Origin of the sequence: Sphingobium abikonense NBRC 16140 (genome assembly GCF_001598335.1) — a bacterium.
GTDB lineage: Bacteria > Pseudomonadota > Alphaproteobacteria > Sphingomonadales > Sphingomonadaceae > Sphingobium > Sphingobium abikonense.
In genome coordinates this window covers 25,843-43,707 of record NZ_BCYT01000005.1, presented here as the reverse complement: position 1 = coordinate 43,707, position 17,865 = coordinate 25,843, and the positions used below count along the sequence as shown (strand labels likewise).

13 protein-coding genes are annotated in these 17,865 nt (G+C 66.6%); 7 read left to right on the top strand and 6 right to left on the bottom strand.

The annotated features are described in order from the left end of the window. Positions 1-168 precede the first annotated feature (168 nt). The 4 genes from SAB01S_RS07300 to SAB01S_RS07285 all read left to right on the top strand — a co-directional run bounded on the left by SAB01S_RS07300 (position 169) and on the right by SAB01S_RS07285 (position 5,894). The gene (locus tag SAB01S_RS07300) at positions 169-2,457 is read left to right on the top strand and encodes a CDC48 family AAA ATPase (protein ID WP_062732417.1); all 2,289 of its coding nucleotides are present in this window, start codon (positions 169-171) and stop codon (positions 2,455-2,457) included. A 127-nt stretch (positions 2,458-2,584) separates the two neighbouring features. Beyond that, the gene (locus SAB01S_RS07295) at positions 2,585-3,232 is read left to right on the top strand and encodes a class I SAM-dependent methyltransferase (RefSeq protein ID WP_062732416.1); all 648 of its coding nucleotides are present in this window, start codon (positions 2,585-2,587) and stop codon (positions 3,230-3,232) included. A gap of 107 nt (positions 3,233-3,339) precedes the next feature. Further along, on the top strand, positions 3,340-4,440 hold the full coding sequence (locus SAB01S_RS07290; RefSeq protein ID WP_062732637.1) for a helix-turn-helix transcriptional regulator: 1,101 nt from the start codon (positions 3,340-3,342) through the stop codon (positions 4,438-4,440). A 188-nt stretch (positions 4,441-4,628) separates the two neighbouring features. Continuing rightward, positions 4,629-5,894: a glutamate-5-semialdehyde dehydrogenase gene (locus tag SAB01S_RS07285; protein ID WP_062732415.1), complete on the top strand. Its 1,266-nt coding sequence runs from the start codon at positions 4,629-4,631 to the stop codon at positions 5,892-5,894. A gap of 78 nt (positions 5,895-5,972) precedes the next feature. On the opposite strand, the gene kdsA is transcribed toward SAB01S_RS07285, so the two are convergent. Continuing rightward, positions 5,973-6,800, bottom strand: coding sequence for a 3-deoxy-8-phosphooctulonate synthase (gene kdsA, locus SAB01S_RS07280; protein WP_062732414.1), 828 nt, complete (start codon positions 6,798-6,800; stop codon positions 5,973-5,975). A gap of 7 nt (positions 6,801-6,807) precedes the next feature. Beyond that, complete coding sequence (locus SAB01S_RS07275; protein ID WP_021226756.1) at positions 6,808-7,101, bottom strand: hypothetical protein; 294 nt, start codon at positions 7,099-7,101, stop codon at positions 6,808-6,810. A gap of 21 nt (positions 7,102-7,122) precedes the next feature. Here SAB01S_RS07275 and SAB01S_RS07270 point away from each other — a divergent pair, with 21 nt between their 5' ends. Then, positions 7,123-8,256, top strand: a complete 1,134-nt coding sequence (locus tag SAB01S_RS07270; RefSeq protein WP_062732636.1) for a hypothetical protein — start codon at positions 7,123-7,125, stop codon at positions 8,254-8,256. Continuing rightward, a complete protein-coding gene (locus SAB01S_RS07265) occupies positions 8,253-9,626 on the top strand; it encodes a cytochrome P450 (RefSeq protein WP_062732413.1) in 1,374 nt (457 codons plus the stop codon). The genes SAB01S_RS07270 and SAB01S_RS07265 overlap by 4 nt, the downstream gene beginning before the upstream one ends. On the opposite strand, the gene SAB01S_RS07260 is transcribed toward SAB01S_RS07265, so the two are convergent. The 4 genes from SAB01S_RS07260 to SAB01S_RS07245 form a co-directional block, all read right to left on the bottom strand. After that, complete coding sequence (locus tag SAB01S_RS07260; RefSeq protein ID WP_062732412.1) at positions 9,619-10,512, bottom strand: transglutaminase family protein; 894 nt, start codon at positions 10,510-10,512, stop codon at positions 9,619-9,621. The two genes, SAB01S_RS07265 and SAB01S_RS07260, sit on opposite strands and share 8 nt — an antisense overlap. After that, positions 10,509-12,995 carry a circularly permuted type 2 ATP-grasp protein gene (locus SAB01S_RS07255; RefSeq protein ID WP_062732411.1) on the bottom strand — a complete coding sequence of 829 codons (2,487 nt, stop codon included), beginning with the start codon at positions 12,993-12,995 and terminating at the stop codon, positions 10,509-10,511. Before SAB01S_RS07255 ends, SAB01S_RS07260 begins: the two co-directional genes overlap by 4 nt. Further along, positions 12,992-16,351, bottom strand: a complete 3,360-nt coding sequence (locus tag SAB01S_RS07250) for a transglutaminase family protein (RefSeq protein WP_062732410.1) — start codon at positions 16,349-16,351, stop codon at positions 12,992-12,994. The genes SAB01S_RS07255 and SAB01S_RS07250 overlap by 4 nt, the downstream gene beginning before the upstream one ends. An 88-nt stretch (positions 16,352-16,439) precedes the next feature. Next, positions 16,440-17,003 (bottom strand): thiamine phosphate synthase, encoded by a 564-nt coding sequence (locus tag SAB01S_RS07245; RefSeq protein ID WP_062732409.1) that lies wholly within the window; start codon positions 17,001-17,003, stop codon positions 16,440-16,442. A 16-nt stretch (positions 17,004-17,019) separates the two neighbouring features. On the opposite strand from SAB01S_RS07245, the gene SAB01S_RS07240 reads away from it, so the two are divergent. After that, on the top strand, positions 17,020-17,760 hold the full coding sequence (locus SAB01S_RS07240) for a YggS family pyridoxal phosphate-dependent enzyme (RefSeq protein WP_062732408.1): 741 nt from the start codon (positions 17,020-17,022) through the stop codon (positions 17,758-17,760). Positions 17,761-17,865: the final 105 nt, after the last annotated feature.

The following is a 17,865-nucleotide window of genomic DNA, read 5'->3' as shown; positions in this document are numbered from 1 at the left end:
ATTGCAATGCACATAGGACAGGCCTTTCAGGCATCCTCTCCTAAAACTTTACGGGCTGGCCCACCGGGTCGGCCCTTTTTTTGTTATAGGTCACCACATCGGCAGGGTCTTTCCGACCGGCTTTGCGTTCCCTATCTCGTTTCGGAACGAGAAAGATGGGGAAGCCGCGTGGCTGATCAGGAACAAACCGGACGAAGGATACAGGTCGCCAATGCGCGGCCGGAGGATGCAGGGCGCGGATTGGCGCGCTTGCCACTGGCGGTGATGGCCCAGTTGCAGCTTAGCGAAGGCGACGTCATCGAAATCGTGGGCAAACGCAGCACGCCCGCGCGCGTGGTACGGCCGTATAAGGAGGATGAAGGACTGGATGTCCTGCGGCTCGACGGATTGCAGCGCGCCAATGCCGGCGTCGGGTCCGGCGACTTCGTTCAGATCAGCAAGGCCGAGCCAAGGGCGGCGCAGCGCGTTGTGTTCGCGCCTGCACAAAATAACTTGCGCCTGCAAGGCAATCCAGAGGCGCTGAAGCGCGTGTTCTTTCAACGCCCGCTCGCGGCGGGCGATGTCGTGGCGACGGCTGGGCAGCAACAGGTGCCCCCAGGGGATATGCCCCCGCAATTGCGCCAGATGCTCGCGGCGCCCGCCTATGCCTTGCAGGAAATCCGGCTGGTCGTGGTGTCGACGACGCCAAAGGGCATCGTTCACATCGATGCGGATACTGAGGTGGAACTGCGCGCCGAATATGAGGAGCCGCGCGAATCCCGCCGCGCGGACGTTACCTATGACGATGTCGGCGGCATGGCCGAAACGATCGACCAGCTGCGCGAGATGGTCGAACTGCCGCTTCGCTATCCTGAATTGTTCGAGCGGCTGGGCGTTGATCCGCCGAAGGGTGTCCTGCTGCACGGACCGCCGGGCACGGGCAAGACCCGGCTTGCCCGCGCGGTCGCCAATGAATCGGAAGCCGAATTCTTCCTGATCAACGGCCCGGAAATAATGGGTTCGGCCTATGGCGAATCCGAAAAGAAACTGCGCGAGATTTTCGAAGAGGCGGCCAAGGCCGCGCCGTCGATCCTGTTCATCGACGAAATCGATTCGATCGCGCCCAAACGCGGCAATGTGACCGGCGAGACGGAAAAGCGTCTGGTCGCGCAATTGCTGACGCTGATGGACGGGCTGGAGCCGCGCACTAATCTGGTGGTCATCGCGGCGACCAATCGGCCCGAAGCCATCGACGAAGCATTGCGCAGGCCCGGCCGCTTCGATCGGGAGATTGTCGTAGGCGTGCCGGACGAGCGCGGCCGCCGTGAGATATTGGGTATTCACACCCGTGGCATGCCGCTTGGCGATCGCGTCGACCTGACCGAACTGGCGCGGATGACCTACGGTTTTGTCGGCGCTGACCTGGCCGCGCTTACCCGCGAAGCGGCGATCGAAGCGGTGCGCCGCTTCATGCCGCGCCTCAATCTGGAGGAAGGGACGATCCCGGCCGATGTGCTGGAAGAGCTGTCGGTCACGCGCGAGGACTTCATGTCCGCGATCAAGCGGGTGCAGCCGTCCGCAATGCGCGAGGTGATGGTGCAGGCGCCCAATATCGGCTGGTCCGACATTGGCGGTCTGGATGATGCGCAAATGCGCTTGAAAGAAGGCGTCGAACTGCCGCTCAAGGACCCGGATGCCTTCCGCCGGATCGGCATCCGTCCGGCCAAAGGCTTTTTGCTTTATGGTCCCCCGGGCACCGGCAAGACACTGCTGGCGAAGGCGGTCGCACGTGAGGCGCAGGCCAATTTCATCGCCACCAAGTCCAGCGACCTGCTGAGCAAATGGTATGGCGAAAGCGAGCAGCAGATTGCCCGCCTCTTCGCCCGTGCGCGACAGGTGGCGCCCACGGTCATTTTCATCGACGAACTGGACAGCCTGGTCCCGGCGCGCGGCGGCGGGCTTGGCGAGCCGGCGGTGACGGAGCGGGTGGTGAACACGATCCTCGCCGAAATGGACGGTCTGGAAGAGTTGCAGTCCGTCGTAGTGATCGGCGCGACCAACCGGCCCAACCTGGTCGATCCTGCGCTATTGCGGCCCGGTCGGTTTGACGAACTCGTCTATGTGCCGGTGCCAGAGGAAGCGGGGCGCCGCCGCATCCTGGATATCCACACGCGCAAGATGCCGCTGGCCGACGATGTCGACTTGGATGCGCTGGCGCATCGAACCGAGCGATTTACCGGCGCGGACCTGGAAGACCTTGCGCGGCGCGCGGGGCTGATCGCGCTTCGTCAGTCACTGTCGGTCGATGCCGTCACCATGGCGCATTTCGAGGCGGCGCTGGACGAAACCCGTGCATCCGTCACGCCGGAGATGGAGCGCGAATATGAGCAGATCCAGGCGACATTGAAGCAGAGCGCGATGCAGCTCGATCCGATCGGCTTCGTGTCGCCGGGCATGTTGCGCGCCCGAGAACGCTAGGATCGCGCGGATGACGGAATGAACACTTCCGTCATCCGCACGTTACCGCCCCATGACCCGCAAAGCCGCTTGCCAGCGGACTCTGATTTTGCGAGGCCGAAACGAACATGACAGACAGGCGGTTTTGATGGCGTCCCTCCCCTTCAAGGACAAGCATAACTCAGGTTTCAAAAGCACCCATGGCGGCTCCTTCCTGAAGCAGTGGACCATCTTCTTCCGCCAGTTCCTGAAGCATCCGGGCATGATCGGGTCGGTGATCCCGTCGTCTCGCACCTTGGTCGACGCCGTGCTGGAGCCGGTGGATTGGGAGCGGACGCGGTTGTTCGTGGAATATGGACCGGGCGTCGGCACCTTCACCCGCCCGATATTGGATCGGATGCATCCCGATGCGACGCTGATCGCGATCGACCTCAATCTGGATTTCGTGGCTTGGCTGGACGCGCAGATCGACGACTCCCGGCTGCGTGTCGTGCACGGGTCGGCCATCGATGTGCGCCGCTTCATTCGTGAGGCGGGATATCAGCAGGCCGATTATGTCGTGTCCGGGCTACCTTTTTCGACGTTGCCGGATGGCGTGGGTGCGGCGATCTGCGCGGAGACGCGCGCGGCGCTTAGACCGGGCGGCGAGTTCCTCATTTATCAATATTCGCGCTATGTGATGCGCCTGCTGACGCCGGTCTTCGGTGCCATCAGCGATCGGCTGGAGTGGCGCAATATTCCGCCGTGCCGAGTGATTCGGGCCACCAGTGACGAGGCATTGGCTCAGGCGGCGTGAGACTGTCCGAAGTTCGTCAACGGCTGCATCTTTGTTCGCTATGCCTGGCGATTGACTTGGCCCCTTTTGTAGAGGACGAAAGTCGGGGGTAACAGGTGGGGCTGGCGATGGCATCTGCTGTCGGGAATGGCGAACAATGGGCGGATATTTTCACCGCTGCGGCGTTGGAGCCGCATCGGTGGGACGAGGCGTTGCGGGCAATGGCGCAGGCAACGGGATCGCAGCATGGACAGATGGTAGGCTTTGGTCCGACGGGCGCGGCATTCAACTGGATCAGTGATGTCGACTCCGCCCTGATACCAGCCAGCCTGTCCATCGATCATGGCTCCCCCAGCGTAAATTATCGGGTCGGCGCTGACCTGCTACCGAACCAGCCGGCAATCGTGCATGAGGCGCATTATGACGAGGCTCGCCAGAGGCTGGGTGAGGCGGACTATCTGGATTTATGCGCCGATTTCGACATTTTCGACGGATGCCAGACCCGCATGCACGTCGGGCCGGACGGGATGATCGGGCTGGCCTTGCTGCGATCGGCAAAAGATGGGCGCACCACGCCCGAGCAGCGCGACCTGTTTGGTCAGATTGCCGGCCATGCCCGTGCGGCGGTGCGGTTGCAGCAGGCGATCGAGCGGCAGGGATTCGCGCTGCTCGCGGGCACGTTCGAGGCGATGGATCGCGCCTGCTGGCTGGTCGATGCCACGGGGCGGGTGGGCGGCATGACGCCGGCGGCGGAGGCGCTGCTGAGCATAGGCGTTCTGCGGCTGGCCGAAGGATATTTGACCTGTGATCGGGCCGCAGACAGCCGCGCTCTGGCCCGGGCCGTGCGCGCCGTTCTGGCTGCGCCTGCGCTGGCCGCAGACCCGGTGATCGTGACTGATCAGGATGGCCATGTGCGCCTGTCGGTCGAATGCTATCCCTTGCCCGCGCGTCCATGGGCGCTGCCCTTTGCGCCGCGCGCCATCATCGTCGCGCGCACCGGCCCGCCTGCCGATCGTCAGGCGCAGCAGTTGATGCGCATGTTTCAGCTGACGCCCGCAGAGGCTGACATCGCCGTGCGCATCGCGTCCGGCAAAAGCCGGCAGCAGGTCGCCGCCGCGCGCGGGGTGACGCCCGAGACGCTCAAGGTGCAGCTGCGCAGCATCTACGACAAGACCGGCTGCGGGCGCGAGGCGCAGCTGGTCCGGCTGGTGGGACTGCTGATGCAGTGACGGTACGGCATGGTGACCTTACCCCCGGCGGGGTATGCGTCGGCTTGGGCGAATCGCTAGAAGGGTCGGCGTGACAGCATCGCTGTCTGTCGGCTGCCGGATCATATGCGACCCATGGTCCGGCCGCCGGCTTTGGATCGCCCGCCTTTCATGCTAAGTCGCCGCGCGACCGAGTGGCGAGACATGCGATGAACGACCTGACACAGACCCCCGAAATGCTGATCGCGACCATGGGCGCACGGGCGCGCCGCGCCGCCGCGACCATTGCGCAGGCGAGCGACGCGCAGAAGGCCGATGCCCTGCGCCGCGCCGCGCAGGCGTTGCGCGACCAGGCCCCGGCGATCATCGCCGCCAATGCGCGGGATATGGAAAATGCCGCGGCCAATGGCCTGTCCGCCGCCATGCTGGACCGGTTGAAGCTGGACGAGGGGCGGATCGCGGGCGCGGCGGCTGGCGTCGAACAGGTCGCGACGCTCCCCAGCCCACTGGGATCGATCATCGACCGGCAGGTGCGGCCCAATGGACTGGAACTAAGCCGCGTTCGCGTGCCGCTGGGCGTGATCGGCATCATTTACGAAAGCCGCCCCAATGTGACCGCTGACGCGGCCGCGCTGTGCCTGCGGGCGGGCAATGCGGTGATCCTGCGCGGCGGCAGCGAGGCGAAGGAAAGCAATCGCGCCATCCATGCCGCCATGCTGGAGGGGATCGTCGCGACGGGCCTGCCGGCCGCCGTGGTGCAACTGGTTCCGACGACCGATCGCGCGGCGGTCGGTGCGCTGCTCAAGGCGGCGGAGTTTGTCGACCTGATCGTGCCGCGCGGTGGCAAGAGCCTGGTGGCGCGGGTGCAGGAGGAAGCGCGTGTGCCCGTGCTCGCCCATCTGGACGGCATCAACCACAGCTATGTCGATGGCGCGGCCGACCCGGCGATGGCGGAAAAGCTAGTGGTGAACGCCAAGATGCGCCGGACCGGCATTTGCGGGTCGACCGAGACGGTGCTGATCGACCGGGCTTATGCGGAAGGGCCGGCCCTGGTACGGGCGCTGATCGAGGCGGGCTGCGAAGTGCGGGGCGATGAGTCGGTGCAGGGCATGGATGCGCGGGTGAAGACCGCGCAGGAGGTGGATTGGGACACCGAATATCTGGACGCGATCGTATCAATCCGGATGGTCGACGGGCTGGACGAGGCGATCGCCCATATCGCGGCTCATGCCAGCCATCATACCGATGCGATCATCACCGAAGACGGCGCGCGGGCCGAGCGCTTCCTCAACGCCGTCGACAGCGCGATTGTCATGTGGAACGCATCGACCCAGTTCGCCGATGGCAGCGAGTTCGGGCTGGGCGCGGAGATCGGCATTTCGACCGGGCGATTGCATGCGCGTGGGCCGGTCGCGCTGGAAGGGCTGACGACATATAAATGGATTGTCCGGGGGACCGGGCAGGCGCGGCCCTGACCCATAAGCCGTTTGCGACAGCAAGTGCGACATATCGGAAGATTTCGCACTTCGTTAGTTAGCTAACGAAGTGTAGGATCAGGCCTTGGCGATTGCGTCTATCGCCTTGAGCCTCTCCAGCATCGGGCCGACCCAGTCGAGCGGCAGCATGACCGGGCCGTCCGACGGCGCATTGTCGGGATCGTCATGCGCTTCGGCAAAGATGGCGGCAACGCCGGCGGCGACCGCGCTGCGGGCCAGAAGCGGCGCATAGTCGCGCTGGCCGCCCGACGCCGATCCGAGGCCACCGGGCTGCTGCACCGAATGGGTGGCGTCGAAAATCACGGGATAGCCGGTCTGCGCCATCACAGGCAGCGCGCGCATATCGCTGACCAATGTGTTGTAGCCAAAGCTGGCGCCGCGTTCGGTGAGCAGGATGCGGTCATTGCCGGTCGAGGCGACCTTCTGCGCCACCGCCGCCATGTCCCAAGGGGCAAGAAATTGACCCTTCTTGACGTTGATGACTGCGCCGGTGCGACCGGCAGCCAACAGCAGATCGGTCTGGCGGCAGAGAAAGGCGGGAATCTGGAGGATATCGACCGCCTGCGCGGCTGCCTCCACCTGATCGGGGCCATGAATGTCGGTCAGCACCGGGCAGCCGAGCGCTGCCTTGACCTCCGCCAAGATGGCGAGGCCGGCGTCGATGCCGACGCCGCGCCTGCCCGATACCGATGTGCGGTTGGCCTTGTCGAAGCTGCTTTTGAAGATGAAGGGCACGCCCGCCTGCGCGGCAGTGCGCGCCAGCGCGTCGGCCATGAATAGCGCATGGTCGCGGCTTTCGATCTGGCAGGGGCCGGAGATGAGGACGAAGGGCAGGTCGTTGCCGATGGTGATCGGGCCGACCGCGACATGGCGAGGGGTGGTCATGGCGCGATCATTTGGGCGCTTTTGCAAAGCGGCGCAACAATTGCCCGCGCCACAGTCCCTTGCCGGGATGATAATTCCAGCAGAACCAGCCAAAGGCGAGGCAGGCCAGCAGCGAGGGCAGCGCCATCGGATCGCCATTGGCCCGCATATGGCGGTAGAATTCCATGTCGGCGCGCCAGCGGTCACGTTCGCTGCCGCCGCCATTGATGCCGTAGAGATTGTCATGGCGCCGGCAACCGACATTGCGGTTGTATTTCCGGTGGTCGATGAAATAGCAGTAATCGCGTTCGGGCGTGCTCATGCCCCGATTAGGGCGGCGGTGTTGGAAAAGTTCAAGCGTAAAGTCTTTTACCTCGGCGGTTTCGATCCGCGCGGCGTCCGCTTCTATCACCAGCTCTATCGCGAGCAGGCGGCGCGTTATGCCGCGCTGACCGGTGAGGATGTGACGGTGAGCGGGCGTCAGGCGGGCGAGGCTGGGGCGGCGGTGTCGGCGCGCTGGCGCATCGCAAATGCGACCGCCGGGGTTGAAACCGATTATGAATATCTGCGCTGGGAAGATGTGATCGGCAAGGTGTGGATCCGCAATCCCCTGGCGCTCGCGCTCAAATCGGCGCGCGCCTATGCGGGCCATGCCCGGCGCATGGATTTCGCGAGGATGCGGCGGCTGCGCCAGGGGCCGGTCATTACCATCCTGTATCCCCCAATCCTGGCGGTGCTGATCCCGCTGCTGCTGGCGCTCGTCCCCGCCCTGATCCTGTCGCTGGCCTTGCCCTGGTGGGCGGCGGCGATCATCGGCATGCTCGTGAGCGCGCTATTGTCCGGGCGCATTCTGGCCAAGCTGGTGGTGCCATGGTTGCTGCGGTTCATGACCTATCATGGCGCGCTGGCGGCGCAGGGGCCGGGCGCGGCGCTGGACGCGCGGATCGACGCCTTCGCGCAGCGGATCGCGGCGGCGCTGGATGGTGACTGGGACGAAGTGCAGCTGGTGACGCACAGCGCGGGCACGATTCTTGGCATGCGGCTGTTGCGACGGGTGATCGCGCTGCGGGGCGGGGCGCTGCCCGACCGGTTCGTGATGCTGGGGCTGGGGCAGGTGGTGCCCGTGATCGCGCTGCGGCGCGACGCGCGCTGGTATCATGAGGATTTGAAAGCGCTGGCGGATGCGCCCTTCCGTTATGTCGACATCAGTTCGCCGCCCGATGGCGCAGCCTATTTCGACGTCAACCCGTTCCGGCTGGTCGCCCCCGCTTATGCCGCGCGGGTCGACATGCTCTCGCCGCGCTTTCACCTTTTTTACGAGCCGCAAAATTACCATGGCGGCTGGTCGAACAAATATGAGGCGCATTTCGACTATCTGCGCGTTGGCGACCGGCTCTCGCCGCTGGACTTCATCAGCCTGACCGCGGGCCGCCGCTCCGTGGATGAGGCTGTCGCTGCCTTCAGGACGATCGCATGACCGAGATTTTCACCCCGCCCTATCCCCGCCCGCCCAGGAACAAGCGGGGGCTGGTAAAGCGATTCCTGCGCGGCTGGCACAGCTGGATCCACGTCCTGTTCGACAAAAGCTATACGATGAAGATGGGCGAGATCCGCCTGCCCGGTCGGACCATGTATATCGCCAACGAATTGCCGCTGGTGGACAAGATATTGCGCGGCGGTACCGCCTTCCCCAAGCATAGCGAACTGGTGCGCAACCTTGATCCGTTAATCGGCAATTCGGTGTTTTCGGCCAATGGCGCTGACTGGGAAAGCCAGCGGGCGATGGTCAACCCGGCCTTTGCCCATACCGCGCTGGGCCGGTCGATGCCCCTGATGGTCGCGGCGGCGGACGATCTGGTCGCGCGGATCGAGGCGGCGGCGCGGGCCGGCGGGCCGGTCGATATCGATCCCATGATGACCCATGTGGCGGCCGATATCATATTCCGCACATTGTTCAGCGAGACTCTGGACGCGGAGCGTTCCAACATCATCCACACGGCCTTTGGCCGGTTTCAGCGGCTGGCGCATTCCGCCTCCATGTTGCGGCTTTACGGCCTGCCCGCCGGCTGGTTCGAGAAACGGTCCAAGGGTCCGGCGCGGGCGATCCATGACGTGTTCCGCCCGATCGTCGAGGCGCGCTATGCGGGCTTTCATGGCGGGGGAGCGGCCGAGCCGCGCGACATCCTGCAATCGCTGATCGAGGCGAAGCATCCCGAGACGGGCGCGCCTTTCACCTGCGAGCAGGTGATGGAGCAGGTGTCGACCATCTTCCTGGCGGGGCACGAGACGTCGGCGAGCACCATGACCTGGGCGCTCTATATGCTAGCCGAATGCGCGCATATCCAGACGCGGGTGCGCGGGGAAGTGGCGCGGGTGGCGGGCGACGAGCCGCTGAACGGCGCAATGCTCAAGGACATGAGCCAGCTGCGCAATATCTTCAAGGAAACGCTACGGCTTTATCCGCCGGTATCCTTCCTGCCGCGCGAGGTGACATGCCCGATGGACATGCGCGACAAGCACATGGAGGCGGGCGCGATGCTGGTGGTGGCGCCATGGCTGACGCAGCGGAACAAGGATAATTGGGCCTGCCCGCACGGGTTCGATCCCGACCGGTTCGATGATCCCGCATATGCCGAGATGGCCAAGCAGGCCTGGTTCCCCTTTGGCCGGGGACCGCGCGTGTGCGTGGGCGCGGGCTTTGCCCAGCAGGAGGTGATGACGGTGATCGCCAGTGTGGTGCGGCGTTTCCAGATCAGCGTGCCGGCTGGATTCACGCCTGAGCCGATCAGCCGGCTGACGATCCGGCCGCGGACGGGCATGCCGTTGATGTTCGCGCCGGTCAGCTGAGCGCGGCTTCTTCCTCCGGCGCGACGTCGACCATGACGGACTGGCCTTGCCCCGCGCCGCCGACGAACAGCCCGTCCATCGGCGCGACATCGGCATAGTCGCGGCCCATGGCGACGAAGAGATGCCCGTCGCCTGTGATGCAGCCATTGGTGGGATCAAAGCCGATCCAGCCGCGCGTCGGCCCGCACCAGAGCATGACCCAGGCGTGCATGGCGTCGGCCCCGACGAGGCGCGGCATGCCGGGCGGCGGCAGCGTGCGCAGATAGCCGCTGACATAGGCGGCGGGCAGGCCGGCGAGGCGCAGGGCCACGACCATGATATGGGCGAAATCCTGGCACACGCCATGCCGCCCGGCAAAGGCGTCCGCGACCGGCGTGTCGGCATCGGTAACGCCGGGCCGATAGGCAAAAACGTCCTGAATATGCAGGGCAAGGTCCAGCGCGGCGGCGATAACAGGTGCATCGGGCGCGAGCCGGGCGCGCGACCAGTCGCCGATCGCCGCCAGCATCGGCGTGCGCGCGCCGGCGTAGAGATAATGGGCGGGCGCGGTCGGCCCCATATCGCGATCCAGCAGCGCGGCCTGCGCCACCGCGCCGATCGTGGGATCATCATCCTGCGGCGTGATGATGCCGCCCTGCACGCCGCAGCGGAATCGGCTTTCGATGCTGAGCTGGCGGATCGGGCTTTCGATCACCAGCCGGGCGACCTGGACGGGCCAGCCGCCCGGCCGCGATTCGATGATGGTCGGCGCGGGGTCGACGTCGAGTTGATAGTCCGATGTCCACTGGCCGGGCCAGGACACGGGTTGCAGGCGCAGGTTGAAGCGCGCGAGGCGCACCGGCGCAGCATAGCGCAGCAGCGTGCGATGGCGAACCTGATAGATCATGCCAGTATCTCGGCGCTTTCCGTCTTGCGGACTTGCAGGAAATAGCGTTGCCCGATCGCGTCGGAGAGGGCGATCAGCCGGCGTTCCGCGTCCGCGACATGATCCATGGTCAGCCTGTCGCCGGTCAGGGGTTGAAGCTGCCCCACCAAGGCATCGGCGATGCGGCGCGGCTCTTCGGGCATGCCGTCGCCGCGCAGCGTGGGCAGGGCGGCGACATGTTCGGCAAGGCGCAGCGCCTGCCAGGCGAGTGCGCGGGGATTATAGGGCTCCAGCGCGATGAGGTCGCGCACCGGCGCGAGCGCGGGGCCGGCCAGATAGCGGGTGCGATAGCTGATCTGGCTGTCCATCAGATCGAGCAGGACAGTGAGGTCGTCGTCCGACGCCTGATCGCCGCCGAACTGTTTGATGAGCCGGCACCCGTTGATCGCGCGTTCCAGCCGCCGGCCCATGTCGTGAAAGCGCCAGCCATCGCCGCGCGCCATATTTTCCGCCGCGAGGCCGGAAAGCGCCGAAATCCGCTCTATCATGCGGGACGAGGCGTCGAGCAATGTTTCCGTCACCGCGCCGTCGAAGGTGGGCAGGGGCAGGCGCACGAGACGCCAGACGTCACTCGCCAGGCGATCGCGCAGCCCTTCGCCGATATTGGCCACGGTCGCCATCAGCGCGCGGACGCTGCCGGGCTGGCGTGCATCGCCCAGCGCAGTGGCGCAGAGCGCGCCGACGGCGGCGCCCGGCGCGCCCGAACCGGCGGGCACCGCGCCCCAGGCGGCGAGCAGACCGACGAGCCGCCCCATGGTCGGGCTGGCGAGCGAGGGGCCAAGATCGGCCTCGATCGAGCCGCCGGCGACCGCGCGGATCAGGCGCAGCGTTGCTTCGGTCCGTTCGATATAGCGGCCGAGCCAGAAAAGATTGTCCGCCGCCTTGGCCGGCAACATGCCGCCCATCCGGCGAATGGCGGGCGTGCCGCCCCCCAGCAGGCTATCGGCGGACGCCGGCTGACGATCGATCACGCACATGTCGGCGGAGATGTCGCCCCGGCCCATCAGCGCCGCGCGAATATCGCCATGGGCGGCAAGCCGGGCAAAGGCGCCGGGCATGACGCGCCAGTGCCCCGCGCCGTCGCGCGCGACGAAAATGCGCAGGGTGAAGGGCAAAGGCGTCAATCGCCCGTCGATGATCGCGGGCGTGGTGGACAGCTTCACCATTTCCTGCCCGACATAATCCATCGGTCGGCGGTCCATCGCGTCCAGCAGGCGCGCGCGCTGGTCAGCGTCCAGCGTCGCGGCGGGCAGGAAGGGCGCGTCGGGCAGGCCATCGGCCGGCTGGTCGAAGGCGGACCCGATCACCATCTGGTCGAGCCGGGCGCGCACATGATCGCGCTCGCGCGGCTGGCCGCACCACCAGGTGGCGATATTGGGGAGGAGCAGGTCCTGGCCCAGCACGGCCCTCGCCAGTTGCGGCAGGAAGGCGGCGAGCGCGCGCGATTCGATGACGCCAGCGCCCGGCCAGTTGCTGACCATCAACCCGCCGCGCGCGCAGGCGTCGAAGAGGTCGGCGACGCCGATCCGCGACTGACCGTCAAAGGCGAGCGGATCAAGGAAGCGGCTGTCCATCCAGCGCCACAGGCCATCGACGCGCTTCAGCCCCTGGATGGTGCGCACGAACAGGCGACCGTCAGAGACGATGAGGTCGTCGCCCTCCACCAGCATGAGGCCGAGATAGCGCGCGAGATGCGCCTGTTCGGCATAGCTCTGGTTGAAACGGCCGGGCGTGAGCAGGCCGATGCGCGGGTCCGACCGGGCGCAGTCGGCGGCGAGGCCTCGACGCAGGTCGGAAAAGAAGGGGGCGAGGCGGCGTGTGTGCATCGCACCGAGCAGGTCGCCGGTCGCGCGGGAGAAAGCGAGGCGGTTTTCCAGCGCATAGCCGACGCCCACCGGCGTGCGCACGCGATCGGCCAGCACGCGCCATTCGCCGCCCGGTCCGCGGCCGATATCGGCGGCATAGAAATGAAGGACATGGCCGTTGGGTGGCGCGGTGCCCGTCATCACCCGCCAATAATGGGTGCTGCCGGTGATGACGCTGGCCGGCAGATGCCCGTCGCGCACCAGCGACTGGGTGGCATAAATGTCGCCGACGATCCGTTCGAGCAATTCCGCGCGCTGGATAAGGCCGGATTCGATATGGCTCCATTGCGCGGCGTCGATCAGCAGCGGCAGCGGGCCGAGCGGCCAGGCGCGTTCCTGTTCGTCGCCGGTGAGGCGAAAGGCAAGGCCAAGGTCGGCCGCCTGGCGTGCGACATGATCGGCAAGCGTCGCGGGATCGCCCTTTGCCTGCGCGGACAGCCGATCCAGCATGGCCCGCCAGTGCCCGGCCGTGTCCGGGTCGGCATCGGCGAACAGGTCGCCGCGCGGCGCGGCGGCGAGATAGGCGTCGGCCCAGCTTTCTGTTCCCTGCAACGGTGCGAGGGCGTCCGCCTGGTTCATGCGCCGGGCTGGCGGGGCAGGCGCAGGTCCAGCGTCATGGGAAATTCGCCGGGTAGTTCCGCGGCGGGCATGTCGACCGGGCCGGGCGTATGGCCATGATCCTGAAACCGCGCCTTGCGCCGGGATTCGGCCTCATAGCCGTTGATCGGCAGCGTGTCGTAATTGCGCCCGCCCGGATGCGCGACATGATAGACGCAGCCGCCCAGCGACCGGCCGCTCCAGCTGTCGAATATGTCGAAGGTCAGCGGCGCATTGGCGGGAAGCTGCGGGTGGAGGCAATTGGCGGGCGTCCACGCCTTGTAGCGCACGCCGCCTATGGCTTCGCCCGGGACGCTGGTCGGGCTCATCGGCACATGGCGGCCGTTGCAGGCGACGATGTGGCGGCCGGCGACGAGGCCGGTGGCGCGCACCTGGAGCCGCTCGGTCGATGAATCGACGTAGCGCACCGTGCCGCCGATCGCGCCGGTTTCGCCCAGCACGTTCCAGGGTTCGAGCGCATGGGTGATTTCCAGGCCCACGCCGCCCGCATCCACCTGACCATGGACGGGGAAGCGGAACTGGCGCTGCGCTTCGAACCAATTGGGATCGAAACCATAGCCCGCGCCGCGCAGGTCGGCGAGCACGTCGAGAAAATCGGACCAGACGCAATGCGGCAGCATGAAGCGGTCATGCAGCGCCGTGCCCCAGCGCACGAAGCCGCCCTGTTGCGGCTGGCGCCAGAACCAGGCGGTGAGCGCGCGCAGCAATAATTGCTGCACGAGGCTCATCCGCGCTTCGGGCGGCATTTCGAACCCGCGAAATTCGAGGAGCCCGAGGCGCCCGGTCGGGCCGTCGGGCGAGAACATCTTGTCGATGCAGATTTCGGTGCGGTGCGTGTTGCCGGTCACGTCAACCAGCAGGTTGCGGAACAGGCGGTCGACCAGCCAGGGCGGCGGCAGCTTGTCCTCGCCCTCGCGCGTCGGATCGGGCACCTGCGCGAGCGCGATTTCCAGTTCGTAGAGCCCGTCATGCCGGGCTTCGTCGATGCGCGGCGCCTGGCTGGTCGGGCCAATGAACAGGCCCGAAAAGAGATAGGAAAGCGAGGGGTGCCGCTGCCAGTAGAGGACGAAGCTTTTGAGGAGGTCCGGGCGGCGGATGAAGGGCGAGTCGGTAAGGGTCGGGCCGCCCAGCACGATATGATTGCCCCCGCCCGTGCCGATCGAGCGACCATCGACCATGAATTTGTCGGCCGTCAGCCGGCATTCGCGCGCGGCGGCATAGAGTTTCTCGGTAATGTCGACCGTGTCCCGCCAGCTGGCGGCGGGGTGGACATTGACTTCGATCACGCCGGGGTCGGGCGTGGCTTTGAGCACGCTGAGGCGCGGGTCGGGCGGCGGCGCATAGCCTTCGATCCGGACGGGGATGCGGGTGGCTTCGGCGACCCGCTCCACCTGCGCGATCAGTTCCAGATAATCCTCCAGTTCGCGGACCGGGGGCAGGAAGACGGACAGATGCGCGCCATGCGGTTCGACCGTGATGGCGGTGCGCACCGCGCCTTCGATGATCACTTGTTCGACGCGGTCCTGCGCGGCCGCGCCGCCTTCGGCATCGGCGACGCGCTGGACGCGCTGCGCTTCCTCGCGACTGGCCTGTTCGCTAACCTGCGCGCGGACATCCGGCAGTGGCCCGCGCGGCTCGCTGGTGTCACGCGGATGGATATAGGGATAGTCGGATTCGGGCACGTGGGGCAGCGACCCCAGCGGCAGGCGATAGCCAAGCGCCGAATCGCCGGGGACCGCGAACAGCTTGCCCCGGCGCAGCTGCCAGATTTCGCTCTGCCAGCGCGGCGTTGCCGCCTGGCTTTGCCAGCGCTGGACCGGCAGGACATAGCCGACCGGTTTGTCGAGGCCGCGCTCGAAGGTCTTGACCATGCGGGCACGCGCTTCGGGATCGGCGATCGCCGGGTCCTGCGGGTCGGTGTTGATGGGGAGATCGCCCTCCTTCACCATCCAGACCGCCGGGTCTTCATAGACCGGGTGAGTATATTCCTGCGTGAAGCCCATATTGCCGGCCAGCGCGACAAGGAAGTCCTGCGCGTCCTGCGCCGTGGTCTGGCGAGCGCCTTCGGGCAACGTGTCGGTCGCGATCAGGCTTTCGTCGCGCCAGAGCGGGACGCCATCCTGCCGCCAATAGACGGCATAGGCCCAGCGCGGCAGGCTTTCGCCCGGATACCATTTGCCCTGCCCATGATGCAGCAGGCCGCCGGGCGCGAAGTCGCTGCGCAGCTTGCGGATCAGCCGGTCGGCATAGGCGGCCTTGGTCGGGCCAACCGCGTCGCCATTCCACTCGCCCGCGTCTCCGCCATCCTGCGCGACGAAGGTCGGCTCCCCGCCGATAGTGAGGCGCACGTCCTGGCGCTGGAGGTCCGCGTCGACCTGCTCGCCCAGGGCCATGACCGCGTCCCAGCGGGCATCGGTGAAGGGCTTGGTAATGCGCACCGCTTCGGCGATGCGGCTGACGGACATTTCGAAGCGGAAATCGACTTCGGCCGGTTCGGCCATGCCGCTGATCGGCGCGGCGGAGCGATAATGGGGCGTGGCGCACAGCGGGATATGCCCTTCGCCCGCGAACATGCCGCTGGTGGCGTCGAGCGCGACCCAGCCAGCGCCCGGCACATAGGCTTCGGCCCAGGCATGGAGGTCGACGACGTCCTGGCTGACGCCCTTTGGCCCTTCGATCGGTTCCACGTCCGCAACCAGCTGGATCGAATAGCCCGACACGAAGCGGGCGGCGAACCCCAGCCGGCGCAGCAGTTGCACCAGCAGCCAGGCGGAGTCGCGGCAGGAGCCGGTGCCGATGTCCAGCGTCTCCTCCGGCGTCTGCACGCCGGTTTCCATGCGGATGACATAGCCGACCCGTTGTTGCAGGCGGCGGTTGACCTCCACCAGAAAATCGACGGTGCGGCCTTCATGCCCCTGATGTTCGGCGACCAGCGCGTCGAACAACGGCCCCTGATCCTCCACGTCGAAATAGGCGGCAAGGTCGGTCTTCAGCTGGTCGTCATAGGCGAAGGGGTAGTTTTCCGCATAAGGCTCGACGAAGAAATCGAACGGATTGATGATGTCGAGATCGGCGAGCAGGTCGACTTGAATCGAGAAATGATCGACCGGATCGGGAAAGACGATGCGCGCCAGCCAGTTGCCATGCGGGTCCTGCTGCCAATTGAGAAAATGGTTCGCCGGTTCGATCTTCAGCGCGTAATTGGGAACTTTGGTGCGGCTGTGCGGCGCGGGGCGCAGGCGGATCACCTGCGGGCCGAGCCGGATCGGGCGGCTGTAGGAATAGGCGGTGAGGTGGTGCAGCGCGGCCTTGAGCATGGCGCGATCAAACGCCACGCTCTGTTGCAATGCAATGCGAAACTGTCCGCCGGCGCAAGAAACTTCGCCGGGGCAACGGCGTGGTGGTTCAGATGGTCGTCAGCCCGTCGATCGCGGCCCAGCCCATAGCGCCAAGCCCGGCCAGACTGCGCCGGTGCCGGGCGGTCACGCCACCCAGGGCAATGACCGGCAGGGGCGTGGCATGGGCCAGCGCCGCGAAGCGCGCGCGCCTCAGCACGCGCGCGCCGGGATGCGAACGAGTGGGGAAAAGGGGTGAGAGGAAAAGAAGGTCGGCCCCCGCGCGCTGTGCCATCCTGATTTCCCGCCGGTCATGCGCGGGCGCGCTGCGGAGCAGGGGACGAGCCGCGCGGCGCGGATCGCGGCCATGCCAGCCATCGGCGCGCCATGACGCCGCCAAGCGCGCCGGGCCTGCCAGCAACAGGATGAGCCGCCGTCGCCGGGCGATGGCGCGCAGGGCATCGAACAGTGCGCGGCGCTGCCCGGGCGGCGTGCGGTAATGGCGCAGGATGATGCCCGCCCGGCCACGCGGCAACGCTCGGGCGGCGGCCAGCAACCGGTCATCGGCCACGCGCTCGTCGGTCATCAGCCAGAGGCCGGGCAGCGATTTGCGGTGGCGGCGATGCATGGCCATCCCTATAGCAGCGCGCATGACGACCGCCAGCATCCCCGCCGATCCGGCCGCCCAGCGGCTGGCCGCCGTGCGCGACGCCATGAGCCGCGCCGCCCGCCTGACCGACCGAAGCGCCGACGACATCCGCCTGATCGCGGTGTCGAAAACGCATGACGCCGACGCGATCCGTCCGCTGATCGCAGCCGGGCAGCGCGTCTTCGGGGAAAATCGCGTGCAGGAAAGCCAGCAGAAATGGCCTGCGCTGCGCGAGGAGCAGGGCGATATCGAACTGCATCTGGTGGGGCAGCTGCAATCGAACAAGGCGGCCGAGGCGGTCGCGCTGTTCGATGTGATCCACGGGCTGGACCGGCCATCGCTGCTAACCGCGCTGGCCAGGGCGATGGACGGGGCGGGCAGGCGCGTGCCCTGTTTCATTCAGGTCAATATCGGCGCGGAGGAGCAGAAGGGCGGATGCCCGATCGCGGATACGCCCGCGCTGGTTGCGGCGGCGCGCGATGCCGACATTCCGATATTGGGCCTGATGTGCGTTCCGCCCGCCGACGTGGAGCCGGCGCCTTTCTTCGCGCTGCTGGCCAAGATGGCGCGGGAGGAGGGGCTGGAGCGCCTGTCCATGGGCATGTCGGGTGATTATGAAACCGCGATCATGCTGGGCGCGACCGACATTCGCGTGGGCACCGCGCTGTTCGGCGAACGGCCCGCCCCCGCCCGCCCGGTGCCAGGCAGCGGGCGGGGGATGATCCGCAATTCGGGGGGATAAGCCCGTCTTTCGATCCTCCCCATGATGGGGAGTGGTGGAGGGGTGTCACCTCTTGAAGAGCGCGACACCCCTCCGTCCAGGCTTCGCCCTGCTACCTCCCCCGCC